This is a genomic window from Nisaea sediminum (genome assembly GCF_014904705.1).
GTDB lineage: Bacteria > Pseudomonadota > Alphaproteobacteria > Thalassobaculales > Thalassobaculaceae > Nisaea > Nisaea sediminum.
Window position 1 is genome coordinate 683,063 of record NZ_JACZCQ010000001.1, and the last position, 19,723, is coordinate 702,785.

General features: G+C 61.7%; 18 protein-coding genes and 2 tRNA genes. 12 read left to right on the top strand and 8 right to left on the bottom strand.

The window, feature by feature from the left end:
• The first annotated feature begins 1 nt into the window (after position 1).
• Both IG122_RS03225 and IG122_RS03230 read left to right on the top strand, forming a co-directional pair.
• Entirely contained in the window at positions 2 to 664 is a 663-nt protein-coding gene (locus IG122_RS03225; RefSeq protein WP_193180326.1) for an aspartate/glutamate racemase family protein, read from the top strand.
• Between the two features lie 126 nt (positions 665 to 790).
• Entirely contained in the window at positions 791 to 2,029 is a 1,239-nt protein-coding gene (locus IG122_RS03230) for a pentapeptide repeat-containing protein (protein ID WP_226893277.1), read from the top strand.
• Between the two features lie 8 nt (positions 2,030 to 2,037).
• Here the strand turns inward: IG122_RS03230 and IG122_RS03235 are convergent, their stop codons facing one another.
• The 3 genes from IG122_RS03235 to parE form a co-directional block, all read right to left on the bottom strand.
• Positions 2,038 to 2,280 (bottom strand): Lrp/AsnC ligand binding domain-containing protein, encoded by a 243-nt coding sequence (locus IG122_RS03235; RefSeq protein WP_193180330.1) that lies wholly within the window; start codon positions 2,278 to 2,280, stop codon positions 2,038 to 2,040.
• A 90-nt stretch (positions 2,281 to 2,370) separates the two neighbouring features.
• The gene (locus IG122_RS03240) at positions 2,371 to 3,786 is read right to left on the bottom strand and encodes a DEAD/DEAH box helicase (protein WP_193180332.1); all 1,416 of its coding nucleotides are present in this window, start codon (positions 3,784 to 3,786) and stop codon (positions 2,371 to 2,373) included.
• A gap of 233 nt (positions 3,787 to 4,019) precedes the next feature.
• The gene (gene parE / locus IG122_RS03245; protein ID WP_193180334.1) at positions 4,020 to 6,026 is read right to left on the bottom strand and encodes a DNA topoisomerase IV subunit B; all 2,007 of its coding nucleotides are present in this window, start codon (positions 6,024 to 6,026) and stop codon (positions 4,020 to 4,022) included.
• Positions 6,027 to 6,130: 104 nt separating this feature from the next.
• Between parE and IG122_RS03250 the strand changes: the two genes are divergently transcribed.
• The 4 genes from IG122_RS03250 (at position 6,131) to IG122_RS03265 (ending at position 8,653) form a co-directional block, all read left to right on the top strand.
• Positions 6,131 to 6,526 carry an acyl-CoA thioesterase gene (locus IG122_RS03250; RefSeq protein ID WP_193180336.1) on the top strand — a complete coding sequence of 132 codons (396 nt, stop codon included), beginning with the start codon at positions 6,131 to 6,133 and terminating at the stop codon, positions 6,524 to 6,526.
• A 54-nt stretch (positions 6,527 to 6,580) separates the two neighbouring features.
• Positions 6,581 to 6,982 carry a hypothetical protein gene (locus IG122_RS03255; protein WP_193180338.1) on the top strand — a complete coding sequence of 134 codons (402 nt, stop codon included), beginning with the start codon at positions 6,581 to 6,583 and terminating at the stop codon, positions 6,980 to 6,982.
• Positions 6,983 to 7,036: 54 nt separating this feature from the next.
• Entirely contained in the window at positions 7,037 to 7,672 is a 636-nt protein-coding gene (locus IG122_RS03260) for a ParA family protein (RefSeq protein WP_193180340.1), read from the top strand.
• A 108-nt stretch (positions 7,673 to 7,780) separates the two neighbouring features.
• Entirely contained in the window at positions 7,781 to 8,653 is an 873-nt protein-coding gene (locus IG122_RS03265) for a DMT family transporter (protein WP_193180342.1), read from the top strand.
• Positions 8,654 to 8,786: 133 nt separating this feature from the next.
• Here the strand turns inward: IG122_RS03265 and glnA are convergent, their stop codons facing one another.
• From glnA to IG122_RS03285, 4 genes are all read right to left on the bottom strand, one after another.
• Positions 8,787 to 10,196: a type I glutamate--ammonia ligase gene (gene glnA / locus IG122_RS03270; RefSeq protein ID WP_193180344.1), complete on the bottom strand. Its 1,410-nt coding sequence runs from the start codon at positions 10,194 to 10,196 to the stop codon at positions 8,787 to 8,789.
• Between the two features lie 204 nt (positions 10,197 to 10,400).
• On the bottom strand, positions 10,401 to 10,739 hold the full coding sequence (locus IG122_RS03275) for a P-II family nitrogen regulator (RefSeq protein ID WP_193180346.1): 339 nt from the start codon (positions 10,737 to 10,739) through the stop codon (positions 10,401 to 10,403).
• Between the two features lie 227 nt (positions 10,740 to 10,966).
• On the bottom strand, positions 10,967 to 11,722 hold the full coding sequence (locus IG122_RS03280; protein ID WP_226893278.1) for an MBL fold metallo-hydrolase: 756 nt from the start codon (positions 11,720 to 11,722) through the stop codon (positions 10,967 to 10,969).
• A gap of 22 nt (positions 11,723 to 11,744) precedes the next feature.
• Positions 11,745 to 12,911 carry a pyridoxal phosphate-dependent aminotransferase gene (locus tag IG122_RS03285; RefSeq protein WP_193180348.1) on the bottom strand — a complete coding sequence of 389 codons (1,167 nt, stop codon included), beginning with the start codon at positions 12,909 to 12,911 and terminating at the stop codon, positions 11,745 to 11,747.
• Between the two features lie 182 nt (positions 12,912 to 13,093).
• On the opposite strand from IG122_RS03285, the gene IG122_RS03290 reads away from it, so the two are divergent.
• Together IG122_RS03290 and IG122_RS03295 are read left to right on the top strand one after the other, a co-directional pair.
• Positions 13,094 to 14,257, top strand: a complete 1,164-nt coding sequence (locus IG122_RS03290; protein WP_193180351.1) for an aminotransferase — start codon at positions 13,094 to 13,096, stop codon at positions 14,255 to 14,257.
• 93 nt (positions 14,258 to 14,350) lie between these two features.
• A tRNA-His gene (locus IG122_RS03295) sits at positions 14,351 to 14,427 on the top strand.
• A 14-nt stretch (positions 14,428 to 14,441) separates the two neighbouring features.
• Here the strand turns inward: IG122_RS03295 and IG122_RS03300 are convergent.
• A complete protein-coding gene (locus IG122_RS03300) occupies positions 14,442 to 14,822 on the bottom strand; it encodes a DUF423 domain-containing protein (RefSeq protein WP_226893279.1) in 381 nt (126 codons plus the stop codon).
• Positions 14,823 to 14,959: 137 nt separating this feature from the next.
• Here IG122_RS03300 and IG122_RS03305 point away from each other — a divergent pair, with 137 nt between their 5' ends.
• The 4 genes from IG122_RS03305 to tig all read left to right on the top strand — a co-directional run bounded on the left by IG122_RS03305 (position 14,960) and on the right by tig (position 19,660).
• Positions 14,960 to 16,438, top strand: coding sequence for an NAD(P)H-hydrate dehydratase (locus tag IG122_RS03305; RefSeq protein ID WP_319024800.1), 1,479 nt, complete (start codon positions 14,960 to 14,962; stop codon positions 16,436 to 16,438).
• A gap of 59 nt (positions 16,439 to 16,497) precedes the next feature.
• A complete protein-coding gene (locus tag IG122_RS03310; RefSeq protein ID WP_193180355.1) occupies positions 16,498 to 17,916 on the top strand; it encodes a malonyl-CoA decarboxylase in 1,419 nt (472 codons plus the stop codon).
• Positions 17,917 to 18,002: 86 nt separating this feature from the next.
• A tRNA-Leu gene (locus IG122_RS03315) sits at positions 18,003 to 18,087 on the top strand.
• 61 nt (positions 18,088 to 18,148) lie between these two features.
• On the top strand, positions 18,149 to 19,660 hold the full coding sequence (tig, locus tag IG122_RS03320) for a trigger factor (RefSeq protein ID WP_193180357.1): 1,512 nt from the start codon (positions 18,149 to 18,151) through the stop codon (positions 19,658 to 19,660).
• Positions 19,661 to 19,723 lie beyond the last annotated feature (63 nt).

Below are 19,723 nucleotides of genomic sequence, written 5' to 3' on the forward strand. Positions count from 1 at the left end.
CATGAGCGATCCGATCGTCGTCATCAATCCGAACAGCACCGAAGCCGTCACCAAATCGATGAGCGACGCACTCGACGGGCTCCGTGTTCCGGGTGGCCCGGAGATCGAATGCCTGACCAATCCGGACGGCCCTCCAGGCGTCGAAAGCCAGGCGGATGCGGATCTGGCGGCTGTCCAGGTCCGCGAGATCGTCGCTCGCCGGGCGAACAGTGCCTCGGCCTTCGTCATTGCCTGTTATTCCGATCCTGGGATCCATGCCGCACGGGAGGCGACGGACAAGCCGGTATTCGGGATTGCCGAGTCCGGGATGCTCCGGGCCATGAGCATCCGCGAGAAGTTCGGCGTGATCGCCATTCTCGATCGTTCGATCCCGAGGCACATGCGTTACATCCGGGCCCTTGGGTTTGAGTCCCGGTTGGCCGGTGAACGAGCGCTCGGCCTCGGCGTCGTCGAACTCTCGGACGAGGACAGGGCATATGCGCGCCTCGTCGAGACGGGGAGGGATCTCAGGGACAAGGACGGGGCCCAGGCCGTGGTGCTCGGATGCGCCGGAATGGCGCGTTACCGCCAGGCACTCGAAGAAGAGCTCTCGATACCAGTTATTGATCCGACTCAGGCAGCGGTTAGCAATGCGTTAACCAATACGCTGATAAAATCCTCATGAAATCAATACAATTCGATTTAAATGAGAGCGCTATTGTAATCTTTAGTGCTTGATAAATTGGGAAAATGAACGCTCAATAACCCTCTGGTATAGATTTACTTGGGGCCATGCTGGAACTTTAACTCGATGGATGAAGCAGCACTTAAAGAAATAATCGTCCTCCATCGGGGCTACCTTGATGGTGTGCCAGGTTGCAAGCGTGCGGATTTACGAAACGCAAGTCTGAAAGGACTGCGCTCGCCTAACGCCAAGTTACATAACGCGCTGCTCTCCGGGGTCGACATGACGGGTGCCGCCTTCGTGCGCGGCGATTTTTCCGGTGCGGATCTGTTCGGCGCCGTGATGCGCCGGGCCAATCTCGCGGGCTCGAATTTTTTCCGCGCCGATCTCCGCGGCGCCAAGTTTACGGGGGCCCGTCTTGGCGGTTCCGACTTCCGAGAAGCCGATATGCGCCCGGGCGACATCCGCGATGCCGGAATGAAACGGACGCAAAGCGTCGACATGTCCGACGCGGTACTCGACAAGTCGAACTTCTCGCGGTCGAACCTGACCGAAGCCAACATGGAAGGCGCGTCGCTCCGGAACAGCAACATGTCCGAGGCGGAACTCGTCGCGGTCAACTTCTCCGGCGCGGATCTCGAAGGTGCCAATCTTGAACTGGCGCGCATGAAGAATGCGGTCATGGCTGGCACCAACCTGAAGGGGGCCAGTCTCAGGGGCGCGGACCTCGAAGGCGCTGTGTTGCGCAATGTCGATGTTTCAGTTTGCGACATGAAAGGTGCCCGGCTCGACAATTGTCGTGTGTTCCTCGGGATCCGTGATCTGGAAGACGGCCTCAAGATCAAAGTTCAGAAACACATGAAGTGGCTGGCGACCGACGGCAAGGAAGGCGAGCAGGCTGATTTCTCGGGTGCCAACATGGTCGGGCTCGATTTCCGCAACGCGGATCTGAGCGTCGCCAAATTCACCGGAGCAAATCTCGAGAAATGCAATTTCGGCAGCTCGTTTCTCACCATGGCGGACTTCACGGGTGCCAATCTGAAGAACACCAACTTCATGAATGCCGACATGCGCGGCGCCATCCTGATGAACGCCGACTTGTCGATGGCAAACATCGCGAGTGCCGATCTCGGATATGTGAACGTGCTCAGTACCCGCGGCGATCGGCGCGTCGTGCGCTTCCCGGCGACTCTCAATGGCGCGATTTTCGAGAAGACGATCTGTTCGAATACCAATTTCGACGGCGCGCGCCTGGACGGGGTATCGTTCGAGAGCTCTATTACGGATGGCGCCGTATTCGCTGCCGGCGATAGCGACTCCGACGAGGACGCGTTGGCTCTGGACGCAGTTCCGCAGCGAACCTGAAGACGGCTCTAGCTGAACGCCTTGAAGGTGATGATCGTGAAGGTGTCTTTCACGCCCTTGATCTTCTGAATTTTCTCGGTGACGAACCGGCCGATGTCCGTGTCGTCCTGCAGGTAGCATTTCATCATCAGATCATACTGGCCCGACGTCGAATGGACTTCGGAGATTTCCTCGAAATCCATGATCGCGGAATCTGCCACGTTGTAGGCCTCGCCCAATTCACACTTAACCTGAACGAAGATCGTCTGCATCGGAGGCCCGGAGCTGAGAACGGATAGGCCCTGATCGTTTCCGAAAAGAGCGGAGAAATCAAGCGGCGTGCAATATTGAGCGCCGCCGTGCTATTTGCGGAGGAGAAACGCCGGGACGTGATCGCCCAGCCCGACGACAGGTTCCAGATCGGCATCCTCGTCGCGCGTGCGGCGACGTTTCGCCGGGCGCGCTTCCTTGGCCGGAAACTCGGTCACGTTGTCTTTTTCCTTCGACGTCTGCGCCGGTGATTTTTCTTCGGAGCGCGGGCCGCGATCCCGGCCGCCACGATCCCGTCCACCGCGGGAACGGGAGCTCCGGCGTCCGTTCCGGTCGCGCTTCTCGTCCCGCTGTTCCTCGTCCGCGTCGCCATCGTGTCCGTCGACCGACAGATTGGCGATTTCATGGACCGGGATGTCCTTGCCGATCAGTTTGATGATCGCCTGGAGGTATTTCTCCTCCTCGGACGTGGTCAGGGTGAAGGCGCGGCCGTCGCGCCCGGCCCGGCCGGTGCGGCCGATGCGGTGCACGTAATCCTCGGCATGGGTCGGGACATCGAAATTAAAGACATGGCTGAGGCCGGCAATGTCCAGTCCGCGCGCCGCGACGTCGCTGGCGCAGAGCAGATCCGCGTCGCCGTCCTTAAAGCGCTGCAGAGTCTTCATCCGATCCGGCTGAGACATGTCGCCGTGGAGTTCGACGGCATTATATCCGTGGCGCTTCAATGAGCGGTGCACGACGCCGACATCGCGTTTGCGGTTGCAGAAGATGATCGCGTTGGTCGGTTTCTCGCTGTCGATCAGACTGCGCAACGCCGCGCGCTTGTCCTTGACCGCGACCTTGACCCGCGCCTGTTTCACGGTTTCCGCGGCCGAGGAGGCGGCAGCGACGGTGATTTCCTTCGGATTGATCAGGAAGGCGTCGGCGAGTTTGCGGATCTCCTTGGAGATCGTGGCCGAGAAGAACAGGGTCTGACGGATCCGGGGCAGCAGACTGACGATGCGCTCGACATCCGGGATGAAGCCCATATCGAGCATCCGGTCGGCTTCGTCGATCACCAGCACCTTGACGTCGGTCAGCAGGATGCGGCCGCGCTCGAAATGGTCGAGCAGGCGGCCCGGCGTGGCGATCAGCACGTCGACGCCGCGATCGAGCTTCTGTTCCTGTTCGGAGAAGGCGACGCCGCCGATCAGCAGCGCCATGTTGAGCTGGTTGTGCTTGCCGTACTTGACGAAATTTTCAGAAACCTGCGCCGCAAGTTCGCGGGTCGGGCAGAGGATCAGTGAGCGCGGCATACGCGCCTTCGCTCGGCCGGCCGCGAGAATATCGATCATCGGCAGGGTGAAGGATGCGGTCTTTCCGGTCCCCGTCTGCGCGCAGCCGAGAATGTCCCGTCCCATGAGGACGTGCGGAATTGCCTGTTCCTGGATCGGAGTAGGGGTGGTGTAACCGGCATCGGTTACCGCGGAAACGACCGCGTCGCTAAGTCCAAGGTCTGAAAACGTCAAGGTACCGCCTATTTTATCGCGTTGTCTGAAGAGGCACTGTTCATTGTATCCGTGCCTGGCGCGAAGATGACGCGGATATTAGGTGCAAGGCGCGCGCTGTCAACAAAGAGATGGCCGAAAACGCGCATTGCAGCCATGTTTTCGCTGCCACTGTAGTATCAAAACAATGTCCCGGTAATATTTGTGAAACTATTTCGGGACTTCGTTTTCCGAAAAAGTAGAGCGCCGCAGCCTCAAACGTCGAGGTCGGTGACGAACTTCGCATTTTCCTGAATAAATTGGAACCGAAGTTCCGGCTTGCGGCCCATCAGCGTTTCAACCGTCTCTTCCAGAACGCGGCGTGCCTCCGCATCGTCGCTGGCGGGATCTGAATTTTTCAGTGACGGCGGCACGGACACCCGCAGCAGGATGCGTTTTTCCGGATCCATCGTCGTTTCCTTTAGCTGCGCCGGCGGCATTTCGCCCAGACCCTTGAAGCGGGAGACCTCGATCTTCGCGCGACCGGTCAGTTCGGTCCGGATCAGCTCCTCGCGGTGCGCATCGTCGCGGGCATAGACCGACTTCGTGCCCTGGGTCAGGCGGTAGAGCGGCGGCAGGGCCAGATAGAGATGACCTTCCTCCACCAGTTTCGGCATCTCGCGGAAGAAGTAGGTCATCAGCAGAGAGGCGATATGGGCGCCGTCGACGTCGGCGTCGGTCATGATGATGACCTTGCCGTAGCGCAGGTTCTCCGAGCTGTAGCTGCTGCCCGAACCGCAGCCGAGTGCGAGCGAGATATCGGAAAGCTCCTGGTTCGCGCGCAGCTTCTCGGACGACGCGCTGGCCACGTTCAGGATCTTGCCGCGCAGCGGTAAGATCGCCTGAGTCTTGCGGTTGCGCGCCTGCTTGGCGGAGCCACCGGCGCTGTCGCCCTCGACCAGGAAGATTTCGGTCGTTTCGGTATCGGAGCTGGAGCAGTCCGCAAGCTTGCCCGGCAGGCGGAGTTTGCGGGTCGCCGTCTTGCGCGAGACTTCCTTCTGCTGGCGCCGTCGCTGACGGTCCTCGGCACGTTCGAGAATGCGCTCGAGCAGCTGGTTGGAGGTCTCGGGAGTGGCGGAGAGCCAATGGTCGAAACGGTCCTTCACCGACTGCTCGACCAGCTTGGTCGCGTGGGCGCTGACCAATCTTTCCTTGGTCTGTCCCTGAAACTGGGGGTCCCTCACGAAGACGGAGAGCATGATGCAGGCACCGCTCATGACATCCTCGGCGGTGATCTGTGCCGCCTTTTTCTGTCCGCCGACCATCTCGGCATAGGCGCGGATCCCGCGGAGCAGGGCGGTCCGGAGGCCGGCCTCGTGCGTTCCGCCGCTCGGTGTCGGGATGGTGTTGCAATAGGCGTGCATGAAGCCGTCGTCATTGTCATCCGGCCAGGTCACCGCCCATTCGACCCGCTCGCGCGTTTCGCTGTCGTCCTTGTCGCCGGCGAAGGCCTCGCCGATCAAAGCGCGGTCGCCGAGCGTGCTGGTGAGGAAGTCGGAAAGACCGCCCGGATAATGCAGAGTGGCCGCTGCCGGCGTGTCGTCGCCCTCGCCGATCAGGGCGGTGTCGCAGGACCAGCGGATTTCCACGCCCTTGAACAGATAGGCCTTGGAACGGGCCATCCGGTAGAGCTGCGCCGGCCGGAAACGGGCGCGCCCGAAGATCTCCGCGTCGGGATGGAAGCGGACCGCGGTGCCGCGCCGGTTCTGCACCGCACCGCGGCTCTCAAGCCCGCCTTGCGGAAAGCCGCGGCTGAAGCGCTGTGCGAAGAGCTGCTTGTCGCGTGCGACCTCGACTTCCATGTCGTCGGAAAGCGCGTTGACGACGGAGATGCCGACGCCATGCAGGCCGCCCGAGGTGCTGTAGACCTTATCTGAGAATTTCCCGCCGGCATGCAGTGTGGTCAGGATCACTTCCAGAGCCGACTTGTCCTTGAATTTGGGGTGCGGGTCCACCGGGATGCCGCGGCCATTGTCCCGGATCGTCACGGTCATGTCGGACGACAGGTCGATCTCGATCCTGCTGGCGAATCCGGCGACGGCTTCGTCCATCGAGTTGTCGAGCACTTCCGCGACCAGATGGTGCATCGCCCGTTCGTCCGTGCCGCCGATATACATGCCCGGCCGCCGCCGTACCGGCTCGAGGCCCTCGAGAACCTCGATATCCTTGGCGGAATAGTCGTCGTCGCTACGGGCAGCGTTGCTCTGGAACAGGTCCGACATGTGGCGAATAGGTCCTTGAAGGTCAGATAATGCATTTATCCTGTAGTCGCTCGGACAAATACTACAAGATATGGTCCGTGCTCGCCAAGCAATCAGGAGTGGTCATGGCGCAAGACGAGAGACAGCCGGTCGGGACTCTGCAGGTCCGTACCATCGCCATGCCCGCGGACACGAACCCGAGCGGCGATATCTTCGGCGGCTGGGTGCTCAGCCAGATGGATATAGCCGGGGGTACGGCCGCGGCGCAACGTGCAAAGGGACGGGTCGCCACGGTCGGCGTCGAGGCGATGACCTTCCACAAGCCGGTGAAAGTTGGCGACATCCTTTGCTGCTACGCCAGTTTCGAAAAGCAGGGGACGACCTCGCTGACCTACAAGATCGAGGCCTGGGCGATCCGCTCCGGGGAATATCATCTCGATGAAGTTCTCGTGACCGAGGGACATTTCACCTTCGTCGCCCTTGACGCGAATGGCCGGAAGCGGAAGCTGGAAAGCGCCTGAGGCCGGTTGCATCCGGCCTTTCAAAGGCGTACTTTGTGCGCACATGAGGGCGAGATGATCGCTGAGTTTACGTTGCGTCGGTGCGGTCCGTTCCGGATTGCCGCCTTAGTCCTGTTGCTGTTTCTGCTCCCTGGAGCGGGTGTCGTTCGCGCCGGCGAGGCGGATGTCGAAGATGTCCGTGTCGAGCGTGCCTCGGGCGGGACCTACACGTTCCATGTGACCGTGCGTCACGCCGATACCGGATGGGACCACTATGCCAATGCCTGGACGGTGCATGCACCGGACGGGACTTTGCTCGGCGAGCGGGTGCTTTATCACCCGCATGTCGACGAACAACCGTTCACACGGTCGCTCTCCGGCGTTTCCATTCCATCCGGAGTGACCCGGGTGTTGGTCAAGGCACGTGACAGTCAGCATGGCGAGGGCGGCCGGGATTTCGAAGTCGATCTTCCGTAATCTCTGCCGAAGCAGGTTCCCGGCTCTGCGCCGGGACGAAAGTACGGAGGAACGATGTTCACCATTGCCGTCGCGAATACCAAGGGCGGAGCCGGAAAGACGACGCTCGCGACGACCTTGGCCGCGCACTATGCCGCACGCGGCCTGGACACCGCGCTTGGAGATCTCGATACACAGCAGAGTTCGCTCTCCTGGCTGCGGCGCCGGCCGGCGGACTTGCCGAAGATCCGCGGAGTCGATCTCGAGGCGGAGGGTGCCAAGCCGCGTAAGAAAACCGAGATTCTTGTGGTGGACTGCGTCGCGGCCATGAGTAGGGACGTAGTGAAGGACGTCGTGAAACAGGCCGACGTGATCGTGATCCCTGTTCTTCCCTCCGCTTTCGACGAGGATGGCACCCGGCATTTCATGGATCAGCTCGCAGGCCTCAAACCGATCCGGAAGAACAAGCGCGCCGTGGCCTTTGTCGGGAACCGCGTCCGGCTGCGGACGAAGGCTGCGGATCGCCTCGAGGCGTTCCTTGAGGACCTTGGATTTCCGAAAGTCGCGACCTTGCGGGACACGCAACTCTTTGCCCAGGCGGCGGCGGAAGGAAAATCGATCATGGAACTGCCCAGCCGCCGGGCCTACGAGCATGTCATGGACCTGCAGCCATTGATCGACTTCATTGAGGAAACACGTCTCGGCGGCTGAACCGGACGCTGAACATTTTTGCACGTGTCCGCATCCGCGTTGTTCGTTGCCCGGTCTCTTGGGAATGCGGATTATCCGCCGGATTTCAGGAGTGACCGGGACGGGAACATGAACACCGGATCTGCACTGAAGACGGCGTTTCTTGTCGTCGTCTCCTGCGCCTTCTTCGCCGCGGCCAATGCCTGCGCGAAGGGCGTCCAGTTGCTGGAAGGCGGACCCGCCCTGCATCCGGTCCAGATTGCCTTCTCGCGCTTCCTGTTCGGGTTTCTCACCCTGTTGCCCTTCGTTTTCGGACGAGGCAGAAGTGTGTTCCGAACGCGTATTCCGGTGAAGCACGGCATACGGGTTGCGTTCGGTGCTGCCGGCGTCGCCGCGTCGTTCGCCGCTGTCGGCATGATGCCGCTTGCCGATGCCCTCGCCATCGCCTGGACGAGCCCGATCTTTGCGATGGGATTCGCTATTCTGGTGCTGAAAGAGAAACTCGTCCCGCTGCGCTGGCTGGGTGCGGCCGTCGGGCTCGCGGGCGTTGTCGTGATGACCCGGCCGGGGGCAGGCGTGCTTCAGCCGGGCGCCCTGATCGCACTTCTGTCCGCCGTTCTCGTCGGCGCAGAAGTGGTGACGATCCGCATCCTGGCGCAGACGGATCGACCGCTAACCATCCTGGCGATCAACAATCTGGCAGGCCTGATTATTTCGGGGCTGGCGGCTCTGCCATTTCTCCAGATACCGACATCGGAGCAAATGCCGTACCTCGTCGGAGTCGGCTCCATCATGGTCTGCGGCCAGCTGCTTTTTCTGAAGGCGGCCGCGGTCGGCGAGGCGAATTTCATCGCGCCGTTCTATTACAGCACGCTGCTCTATGCCGCGCTGTTCGGCTTGCTTTTCTTCGGCGAGGTGCCGGGGCTGCATCTCCTGACAGGCGGCGGAATGATCGTCGCGAGCGGTCTCGCGATCGCGCTTGTTCGTCCCCGGTCACCCTGACCCCAAAAAAAGAACGGGCCGCGCGAGGCGGCCCGAGTTTTGGGAGGAAGCCGCCCGCCGGCCATAAGCGCACCGGCGGGAGGACTTGCAGTCACCTGAGACGATGGGGCCGGCGAACCGGCCCCGGGCCGTCTTAGGAGGAATAGTACATCTGGAACTCGATCGGATGCGGGGTCTGTTCGAACTTGATGACTTCTTCCATCTTCAGCTCGATATAGGCATCGATCTGGTCGTCGGTGAAGACATCGCCCTGGGTCAGGAACGAACGGTCCGCATCGAGGCATTCCAGAGCCTCGCGGAGGCTGCCGGCGACCGTCGGAACTTCGGCGAGTTCCTCCGGCGGCAGGTCATAGAGGTCCTTGTCCATCGGGTCGCCCGGATGGATCTTGTTCTGGATACCGTCGAGACCGGCCATCAGCATGGCGGAGAAGATCAGGTACGGGTTGCCGGCGGCATCCGGGAACCGGACCTCGACGCGCTTGCCCTTCGGGCTGTTCACGAACGGGATACGGCAGGAGGCCGAACGGTTACGCGAGGAGTAGGCCAGCAGCACCGGCGCCTCGAAGCCCGGGACCAGACGCTTGTAGCTGTTGGTCGTGGAGTTCGCGAACGCGTTGATGGCCTTGGCGTGCTTGATGATGCCGCCGATATAGTAGAGGCACATCTCGGAGAGATCGGCATAGCCGTTACCCGCGAAGAGCGGCTTGCCGTCCTTCCAGATCGACTGGTGCACGTGCATGCCCGAGCCGTTGTCGCCGGCGATCGGCTTCGGCATGAAGGTCGCGGTCTTGCCATAGGCGTGCGCGACATTGTGCACGACGTACTTGTAGAGCTGCAGGGCGTCGGCGGTTTCCAGCAGGGTGCCGAACTTCATGCCGAGCTCGTGCTGGCCCGGGGCGACTTCGTGGTGGTGCTTTTCGATCGGCACGCCCATTTCGCCCATGACCGCCAGCATTTCGCTGCGCAGGTCCTGTTCGCTGTCAACCGGCGGGACCGGGAAGTAGCCGCCCTTGACGCCCGGACGGTGACCCATGTTGCCCTCTTCGTAGGCGCGGGCGGAGTTGGCCGGGAGTTCCGGGTGATCGAGTTCGTAGTACCCGACGTTGCTGCTGGTTTTGATCTTCACGTCCTCGAACACGAAGAACTCGGCTTCCGGGCCGAAGAAGGCGGTGTCGCCGATGCCGAGGCTGTTCAGGTAGTTGATCGCGGCCTTGGCGGTCGAACGCGGGTCGCGCTCGTAGGGCTGGCCGGTGATCGGATCCAGGATGTCGCAGAACAGCATCAGGGTCGGCTGCGCGAAGAACGGATCGACGCGAGCGGTCGAGAGGTCCGGCTTCAGGCCCATGTCGGACTCGTTGATCGCCTTCCAGCCGGCGATGGAGGAGCCGTCGAACATGAAGCCTTCGGTGAGGCTTTCCTCGTCGATCGTCTCAATGGCCTGGGTCACGTGCTGCATCTTGCCGCGCGGATCTGTGAAGCGCAGGTCAACGAACTTGCAATCATGTTCCTTGATCATGCTCATAACGGCATTCACATCAGACATAGTCTTCCTTCCTGACTACTTAAACGGGCCGTTGCCTTGTCGGCGCTTGGACAACCTGTGCCTGGTTGACCGAATGCCGCCGGCATCGCTTCCCTGTTTCGGCGGTGCCCTCTCCCCGGGCGGTCCAGCCATTTGTTTACCCGCCTGACGTCAGAGCGGGCGTTTCGTTCCTCCGGTAAAGGCGGAACGGGTTCATAGCCCTAATTAAAGGGCATCGCCCCCGGATTCTCCGGTTCGGATACGGATGACATCATCGACCCCGGAAACGAAGATCTTTCCGTCGCCGATGCGGCCGGTGCGGGCTGCGGACTGGATAGCGTCCACCGCACGCTCGACCAGGGAGTCCTCCATCACGACCTCGATTTTCACCTTCGGGAGAAAATCGACGACGTACTCGGCTCCTCGGTAAAGTTCGGTATGCCCCTTTTGGCGTCCGAACCCCTTGGCTTCGGTTACCGTGATTCCCTGGATGCCAACCTCATGCAGCGCTTCCTTCACTTCGTCGAGCTTGAAGGGCTTGATGATGGCTTCGACTTTTTTCATTGCTTCAGTGCTCTTCTGTTGATGTCCCGTCGCACGGGTCACGGAACCCGTAATAGCACACTCTGTGCCAAGCGTTTTCGATTCCGTAACTCATTGAAAAAACAACGCTAGTTGAACCGGGCTTCGAGTTTCAAGTTGTTCTCCTGCGTATTTTCTGAGCGCCTGCCTATTTTTTGGGCGCCAAGTTTTGTGCGTATCGGATTTCGTCCCGCCCGGCGACGTTCATCTCAGACCTTCACCACCAATCCGTCCTCGGCGGTTTCGAATTCCAGTGTCTTCTTCCGGGACAGCATATCGTCGTTCATATGCGTCAATATCAGACGCTTCGGTTCGATTTCCGGAAGCTTTTCCCGCAACGTTGCAAGATCCAGATGGAACGGGACCTTCTTGTCGTAGAAATAGGCTTCGGCAATCAAGAGGTCCGCTTCGCGTCCGATCGGAATTAGACTCTCGGTCCATTCGGTGTCGCCGGTATAGGCGATCACCTTGCCGGATGTGGAGACGCGATAGGCGAGGAAAGGGCCGTCGGGCGGGCCGTGCACAACCTGCTGCGCCAGAATTTCCAGATCGCCGACAGTCACGCTGTCTTCCGCTTCTATTTCGAACAGTTCCAGAGGGAATTTCTGACGTGTCCGGGAGGAGCCGGGAAAGGCGGTTTCCATTGCTCGTCCGATCCACTCCTGCAGCCCTTTCGGGCCGACAATGGTCAGTGGATCGGTCCGCTTCGAGAAGAATTGGGCATCCAGCATGAAGAAGGGGATGCCGCCGAAATGATCGCCGTGGAAATGGGTGATCAGGATCGTCTGGATCCGGTTGCGGTCGATCCCGAGTGCTTTCATCGCGATCAACGAACTCGCCCCGCAATCGATCAGAAACCGGGTCTTGGGTGTTTCGACATGAAAGCAGGTATTGAAACACCCGCCACTGCCGAACGCGTCGCCGCAGCCGACAAACGTGAGCAAGATGTCGCCAGCTGCGTCCATTCCAGGGTCCCTCAGGCGCAGGTCAGGCGAGGCAGGCTTTGATGCGCTTGATCGCTTCGATGATATTCTCCGTCGAATTCGCGTAGGAGAAGCGCAGATAGCCCTCGCCGTGGCCGCCGAAGCTGGTGCCTGCGATGACGGCGACGCCAGCCTGCTCGAGCAGCTTCTCCTGCAGCGCCTGCGCCTTCATGCCGGTGCCTTCGATGTTCGGGAATGCATAGAAAGCGCCGCCCGGCTCGATGCAACGGAAACCCGGCACCTGGTTCAGTTCGCGGACGATGACCTTGCGCCGCTCGTCGAACGCCTTGAGCATCTCTCCGACCGGGTCCTGCGGGCCGGTGAGGGCCTCAAGGCCGGCATATTGAGCGGCCGCGTTGACGCAGGAGTGAATGTTTACGCAGAGCTTCTCGGCGTGGGGGAAGACGTCCTTCGGCCAGACGCTGTAGCCGAGCCGCCACCCGGTCATGGCATAGGTCTTTGACCAGCCGTCGAGCAGGATCAGACGGTCTGCGATCTCGGGATATTGCAGGAGGCTGACATGCTCGCGGTCGTCGTAGAGCATCTCGCTGTAGATCTCGTCGCTCATGATCGCGACGTCGGGCCAGGCCTGCAGGCCGGCGACCAGTTTGTCGAACTCTTCCCGCGGGACGACGCCGCCGGTCGGGTTGGCCGGGCTGTTGACGATGATCAGCCGGGTCCGGCTGGTGATCCCGGCGAGCACTTCTTCGGCGGAGAATGCGAAGCCGTTCTCTTCGCGCAGCGGGATCGAGACCGCCTTCGCGCCGGAGAATTCGATCGCCGACTTGTAGATCGGGAAGCCGGGATCCGGGAACATGATTTCCGCGCCTTCCTCGCCGAAGATCATCATCGCGAGGAACATGGTGACCTTGCCGCCGGGAACCACCAGCACGCGCCCCGGATCGACCGCGACGCCGTGCCGCCGCTCGAGATTGGCGGCGACCGCTTCCCGCAGGGCCGGGATACCGTTGGCTGGGGTATAGCCGTGATGACCGTCATGCAGCGCCTTGACCGCGGCCTCGACGATATTGTCGGGCGTCCGGAAATCGGGCTGGCCGATGCCGAGATTGATGATGCTCTTGCCCTCAGCCGCGAGCTGGTTGGCGCGCGCCAGCACTGAGAAGGCCGTTTCCGTCCCGAGATGGTTGAGCCGTTCCGCCAGCTTCGTCATATCCCTGTTCCTTCCGAATTTATCGGCGAATTATTGTTTTCTCCGGCGACCTTATAACGGCGAGTCCGGACACTCACAATCTGCCGTTTCGCCGCGTGGAAGCGGGAAACCTTGCCAAGGGCTTGGCCTTGGGCTAATCGCCATCGCTCTCTTTTGCCTGGGCCCTTGCCGGAGTGACCCCGATGAAGCCTGCCAACAGTCTGCTTTCCTCTTACGGAACCACCGTATTCGAGGTCATGTCGCGGTTGGCGATCGAGCACGGATCGATCAACCTGGGGCAGGGTTTTCCGGACGATCTCGGCCCGGATCCGGTGCTGAAGAAGGCCTCCGACTTCCTCTTCGACCGCCCGAACCAGTATCCGCCGATGCTCGGTGTTCCCGAGCTCCGTCAGGCCGTCGCCAAGCATAACAAGCGGTTCTACGGGCTGGATGTGGACTGGCAGACGGAAGTCATGGTCAGCACGGGTGCGACAGAAGGTCTCGCGGCCTGTTTCTTCGGCCTGATCGAGCCCGGCGACGAGGTCGTGCTGATCGAGCCGACCTATGACTGCTATCTGCCGATTATCCGCCGTGCGGGCGGTATTCCGCGCGTCGTCACCCTGCGTCCTCCGGAATGGAAACTCGATGTCGCCGCGTTGAAGGCGGCGTTCAGCGAGAAAACCAAGCTGCTGGTGCTGAACTCGCCGATGAACCCGGCCTCGAAGGTCTTCACCGGGGAAGAGTTGAAAGCGATCGCCGAGACCGTGATCGCGCATGATTGCTACGCGGTCTGTGACGAGGTCTACGAGCACATGGCCTTTGACGGCCGCCGCCACCATCCGCTGATGGCGCTTCCGGGCATGCGCGAGCGTACCGTGCGGATTGGCTCGGCCGGCAAGACCTTCTCGCTGACGGGCTGGAAGGTCGGCTACCTGACCGCGCCGGCGGAACTGTTGCAGCCGATAGCCAAGGCGCATCAGTTCCTCGTCTTCACCACCGCGCCTAACCTGCAGCGCGCTGTCGCCTTCGGGCTCGAACAGGATGACAGTTATTTTAACGGGTTGCGCGACTCCATGCAGGCGAAGAGGGACCGGCTCGCGGAAGGCCTCAGCAAGATCAGCGGCATCGACTGCGTTGAATGCGAAGGCACTTACTTCCAGTTCGTCGACATTTCTGGGCTCGGCTTCGACGGCGACGATGTCGCCTTCTGCCGCCACATCACCACCGAGGCGGGGGTGACGGCCGTGCCGGTCAGCGCCTTCTTCCACGGTGAAGCGCCGAAGAACTTCATTCGTTTCTGTTTCGCCAAGAAGGACGTCATTCTGGACGACGCGGTCGCACGGCTCGCGGCCCATTTCGGCGGCTAGAAAATAGAGGTCAAATCGCTCGGTAAATCGGTTGACGGGCCAACCGTGTTACAGTAGGTAATCGGCCCTCGCGGTGACGCGAGCGAACATGTGGCGGGTGTAGCTCAGCTGGTTAGAGCGCCAGATTGTGGATCTGGAGGTCGTGGGTTCAAGACCCATCACTCGCCCCATTTTCTCCTCAGGATCATTTTCCGACAGAACGCGCGCCGGCAATGCCGAGGGCGAGCCATCCGGCCATGAAGCAGGCGCCTCCGAACGGTGCGAGCGCAGTCGTCGTTGCGCCGCCGCTGAAGGCGCTTGCATAGAGCGATCCGGAAAAGAACGCGGTTCCGGCAATGAAAAGCACAGCGGCGCCGAGCGGCAGCCGTGCTGGTGCACACCCGGCGAGCAGCAGTGACGCCGCCAGACCCGCGAGATGGACCAGGTGATAGAGCAGGGCGGCCTCGAAGCGGTCATGGGCGACCTGATCGAAACCCGCTGCATGCGCCCCGTAGGCCCCGAGCGCTACCGCCGAAAGACCGAGCAGGCCGAGGGTGAGCCAGAGAAATCTTGTCAGAATAAACATCTACAGGTCCGGTGCCGGTCGCGGTTGAGGCGGATAAGCGCATTCCAAGGGGCGAACTCTCGACATATCCTTCGGTGATGACAAGAGTTTGCGGCTGCGGCGAATTGCCGGGCCGGGACTGGATGGGGAGAGCTGACGTGGACGAGCTGGCGCTGCTCACCGTCTCTGAAATGGCAGAGGCGGACCGGGGAACGATCGAGGGCGGGGTACCCGGCATCGATCTGATGGAGGCGGCCGGCAAGTCCGTTGCGGATGCAATCATGGCCCGGTTTTCGCCCCGGCGGACTCTGGTCGCCTGCGGCCCGGGAAATAACGGCGGCGACGGTTTCGTCGTCGCGCGATTGCTGCGCGCGGCGGGCTGGGAGGTCGATCTCGCTCAGCTCGGTCGGCCGGCGGACCTCAAGGGCGACGCCGCCCAGGCGGGCGCCGCCTGGGACGGCGCCGTGGCGGATCTCGAAATCTCTCTTCTCGAAAAAGCCGAACTGCTTGTGGACGCTCTTTTCGGCGCCGGACTTGCGCGCGATATCGAAGGTGTCGCCCTGCGCTTTTTGACAGCAGCGAGGGACCGCGTCGCTGCCGGAAAGCTTGCGTCTGTCGCCGTCGACATGCCGAGCGGCGTAGACGGCGATACCGGCGCGGTCAGAGGCATCGCCGTGCCCGCCGCCCTGACGGTGACGTTTTTCCGAAAGAAGCCGGGCCATCTTCTTCAGCCGGGCCGGTCGCTCTCGAGGGAGCTTCTGGTGACCGATATCGGGATCGCGCCGCAGGTGCTGACGGCGATCGCGCCGAAATGCGTCGAGAACGCCCCGTCACTCTGGCAGGGCCGGTTCCCGATGCCAGATGCCGACAGCCACAAATACACCCGCGGCCATGCCGTCGTCAGCGGCGGGCCGATGACCGGGGCAGGGCGCCTCGCGGCGCGCGCGGCCCGAAGGGTTGGAGCGGGGCTGCTGAGTGTCGTCGCCGAGCCGGAGCAGTGCGGTCTTTTCGCCGCGGATGCCCCCGGTGCCATTGTGCTGTCTGCCGAGGGGCTGCCGGAATTCGAGGCGATGCTCTCTGACCCACGGAAGAATGCCGTTTTGGTCGGACCCGGGCATGGCGTGACAGGACGGACGCGGGCGTTTTCCGCCGCCGCGCTGAGAGCGGGAAAGGCGGTCGTCCTCGACGCCGACGCTTTGACTGTCTGGTCGGAGAACGCGGCAGGGCTGGCCCTTCTGATCAAGGGGCCGGTCGTGCTGACGCCGCATGAAGGTGAATTCCGGCGTCTCTTCCCGGCGCTGGAAGGCAGCAAGCTCGAAAGAGCAAGGGCTGCGGCGCTGCATACGGGTGCCGTGCTCGTGCTCAAGGGACCGGATACGGTGATCGCTGCTCCCGACGGGCGGGGCGCGATCAACGGAAACGCGCCGCCCTGGCTTGCGACGGGAGGCACGGGCGACGTTCTTGCCGGCACGATTCTCGGATTGCTGGCCCAGGGCATGCCACCGTTCGAGGCGGCTGCTGCGGCGGTCTGGATCAACGGTGCCGCAGCGGAGCGTTTCGGGCCCGGCCTGATCGCTGAGGATCTGCCGGAAAAGTTCCCCTCGATCCTGGCTTCACTCCTTTCTGCGACGAGATGACACCAAGGAGTCATCAAGAGATCATTGAAGGCATTGCAGAGCTGGGCCATCTTTAAGTCATGCCAAACGATCAACCGACCAGCTTTATCGACCGGACCCTCTCCAACCTGCGCCAGGCGTGGTCGGGATTGTCTGATTCTACCCGTTACATGATCACCGGGCTGCCGCGCCCGGAACTCCCCGAGGAGGATCTTGAGCGCGTCCACCAGCAGATGGAGGATTGCCTTACGGTCCGTTCGGACGAGGTTTCCGCGCGGGCGCGCGCCGCGGGTCTCGGACGGACCTATCTCGCCCTCGATCCCACGGGACAACTCCGTTTCCTGAAGCTTCTGGCAGAGAATTACAGTGTCGACCGCGAGGCGGTCGACCAGGCGATGGACGCGGTCCGCTCGGCAAAGGACGATGATGCGCGCCGAAAGGCCGAAGCGAAGCTCCGCCGGACGCTGGAACCGCGCTGGCGCCGCCTGTTGAAGCGCTTCACCACGCTTCCGGAAGGCGTGAAGTTCCTCGTCGATATGCGCGTCGTCATGCTGGAACATGCGCGCAGCGAGCCCGCGATCAGGGCGCTTTCGGACGATCTTCAGGACATGCTCTCGGCCTGGTTCGATGTCGGGCTGCTCGAGCTGAAGCAGATCACGTGGGAAAGCCCGGCGGCGATCCTTGAAAAGCTGATCGCCTACGAGGCCGTGCACGAGATCCGCTCCTGGGACGACCTGAAGAACCGCTTGGATTCCGACCGGCGGTGTTTCGCCTATTTCCACCCGGCGATGCCGGACGAGCCGCTGATTTTCGTCGAAGTGGCGCTGTTGCCGGAAATGGCGGCGAATGTGCACGACATTCTGGACGCGGATGCGCCGAAAGGCGACGTATCGGCCGCCACGACGGCGATCTTCTACTCGATCTCCAACGCGCAGAAGGGGCTGGTCGGGATCAGCTTCGGAAATTTCCTGATCAAGCGGGTGGTCGAGGTGCTGCAGCACGATTTCCCGAACCTGAAGAAATTCGCCACGCTCTCGCCGATTCCAGGGCTCTCGAGATGGAGCGCGAAGACCTTCGAGGAAGACGGTTTCGAGCTGACCAACGCGGAACGCAAGGCGCTCGCGCAGATCGTCGAAGGCGAGACCGATGGAGCGATGCTCAGCGAAGCACTCGGCCGGACGAAATGGTTCGAGGACGAGCATCTGGCGGCGGCGCTGAAGGGGCCCGTTACCAGGCTGGCGGCGCGGTATCTCTATGGCGATCGCCGTCCGGACGGCAAGGCGAAGGACCCGGTGGCCCATTTCCATCTCTCGAACGGGGCTCGCATGGAGCGTCTGAACTGGCTCGGCGACACCTCGAAGAAGGGGCTCGCGCAGGCCCACGGGATGATGATCAATTATCTCTACCGCCTGTCCGATATAGAGACCAACAGCGGGGCCTATTCCGCATCCGGGAAAATCGCTGTTTCTTCGTCGGTGAAACCGCTCGTTCGCGACTGAAACCCATAAGTGTTGACGCGCTCCCCCGGTTCGGATAGCCATGCCGGTCCAATACGACATGGCGCCTATATGGACGTCAGCGGTCCGCGGGTGTGGTGGAATTGGTAGACACGCCAGATTTAGGTTCTGGTGGCGAAAGCCGTGGGGGTTCAAGTCCCTTCACCCGCACCACCGGGCTGGCAATGGCGCGAGATCGTGGGCGTACGCAGACGAAGCAGATTGAGCAAAACCAATGCAGGTTACCGAAACTTCCTCCGAAGGCCTGAAGCGCGAATTCAAGGTCGTGATTCCCGCCGAGACGATCAATGGCGAGGTCGATGCGCGCCTGACGCAGCTCGCCCCGACCATCCGCATGCCGGGCTTCCGTCCGGGCAAGGTGCCGGTCGCGCTTCTCAAGAAGCGTTATGGCCCGTCCGTGATGGGCGAAGTCCTGGAAAAAACGGTCAACGAGACCTCCCAGAAGACTCTGGAAGAGCGTGAGCTGCGCGCCGCCACGCAACCGCAGATCGAAATCACCTCTTTCGAGGAAGGTGGCGATCTGGAGTTCAATCTCAGCGTCGACATCATGCCGGAGATCACCCCGGTCGATTTCTCGACCCTTGAGATCGAACGGCTGACTGCCGAGCCGAGCGACAAGGAGCTCGACGAGGCGATCGGCAAGCTGGCCTCGCAGCACAAGACCTCCGAGCCGCTGACGCGCAAGCGGAAGTCCAAGGAAGGCGATATCGTCGTCATCAACTTCAAGGGCACCGTCGACGGCGTCGCGTTCGACGGCGGAGCGGCCGAAGGGCATCATCTGGAACTCGGCTCCGGCAGCTTCATTCCGGGCTTCGAGGACCAGCTCGTCGGCGTGAATGCGGGCGACAAGGTCGACGTGAAAGTGACCTTCCCGGAGAATTACGGCCAGGAAACGCTCGCCGGCAAGGACGCGGTGTTCGAGACCGAGGTCACCGAGATCCGCGAGACCACCGACCCGGTGATCGACGACGAGTTCGCGAAGCTGTTCGGCATGGACGATCTCGACACGCTCAAGGAAGCGATCAAGGGCCAGCTGTCGCAGGAATACGCCGGTGCCGCGCGCGCGAAGTTGAAGCGGACGCTGCTCGACGCCCTCGAGAGCAGCCATGATTTCGGCGTGCCGGAAGGCATGGTCGATGCCGAATACCAGGCGATCTGCAACGCGGTGAAGCCGCAGGCGCACGATCACGACCATGATCACGACCACGACCATGACCATGACCATGACCATGATCACGACCATGATCATCACCACCACGAGCATGCGGTCGATGAAGGGCTGAGCGACGAGGAGAAGGCCGAATATCGCGGCATCGCCGAGCGCCGGGTCCGTCTCGGTCTGCTGCTGCAGGAAGTCGGCCGCTTGAACAACATTGCCATCACCGACGAGGAAGTGGCGCGGGCGATCTATCAGGAAGCCACGAAATACCCGGGGCAGGAACAGCAGGTGGTGCAGTTCTACCAGCAGAACGCGCAGGCCCAGGCCAACATCCGCGCGCCGCTGCTTGAGGACAAGATCGTCGACTTCATCGTCGAGATGGCCAAGGTCACCGACAAGACGGTGAGCGCGGAAGACCTCTTCAAGGAAGAGGAAGAGGACGAGAGCGCGGAGAAGAAGCCGGCCAAGAAAGCGGCTGCCAAGAAGCCTGCCGAGAAGAAGAAAGCGCCGGCAAAAAAGGCTCCCGCGAAGAAGACCGCCGCGAAGAAGGACTCCGACGACGCATAAGGGGGTGTTGTATGGGGCGAAAAGCCCCATATGATCTTCACTGACCTGAACGCGACGTAACCC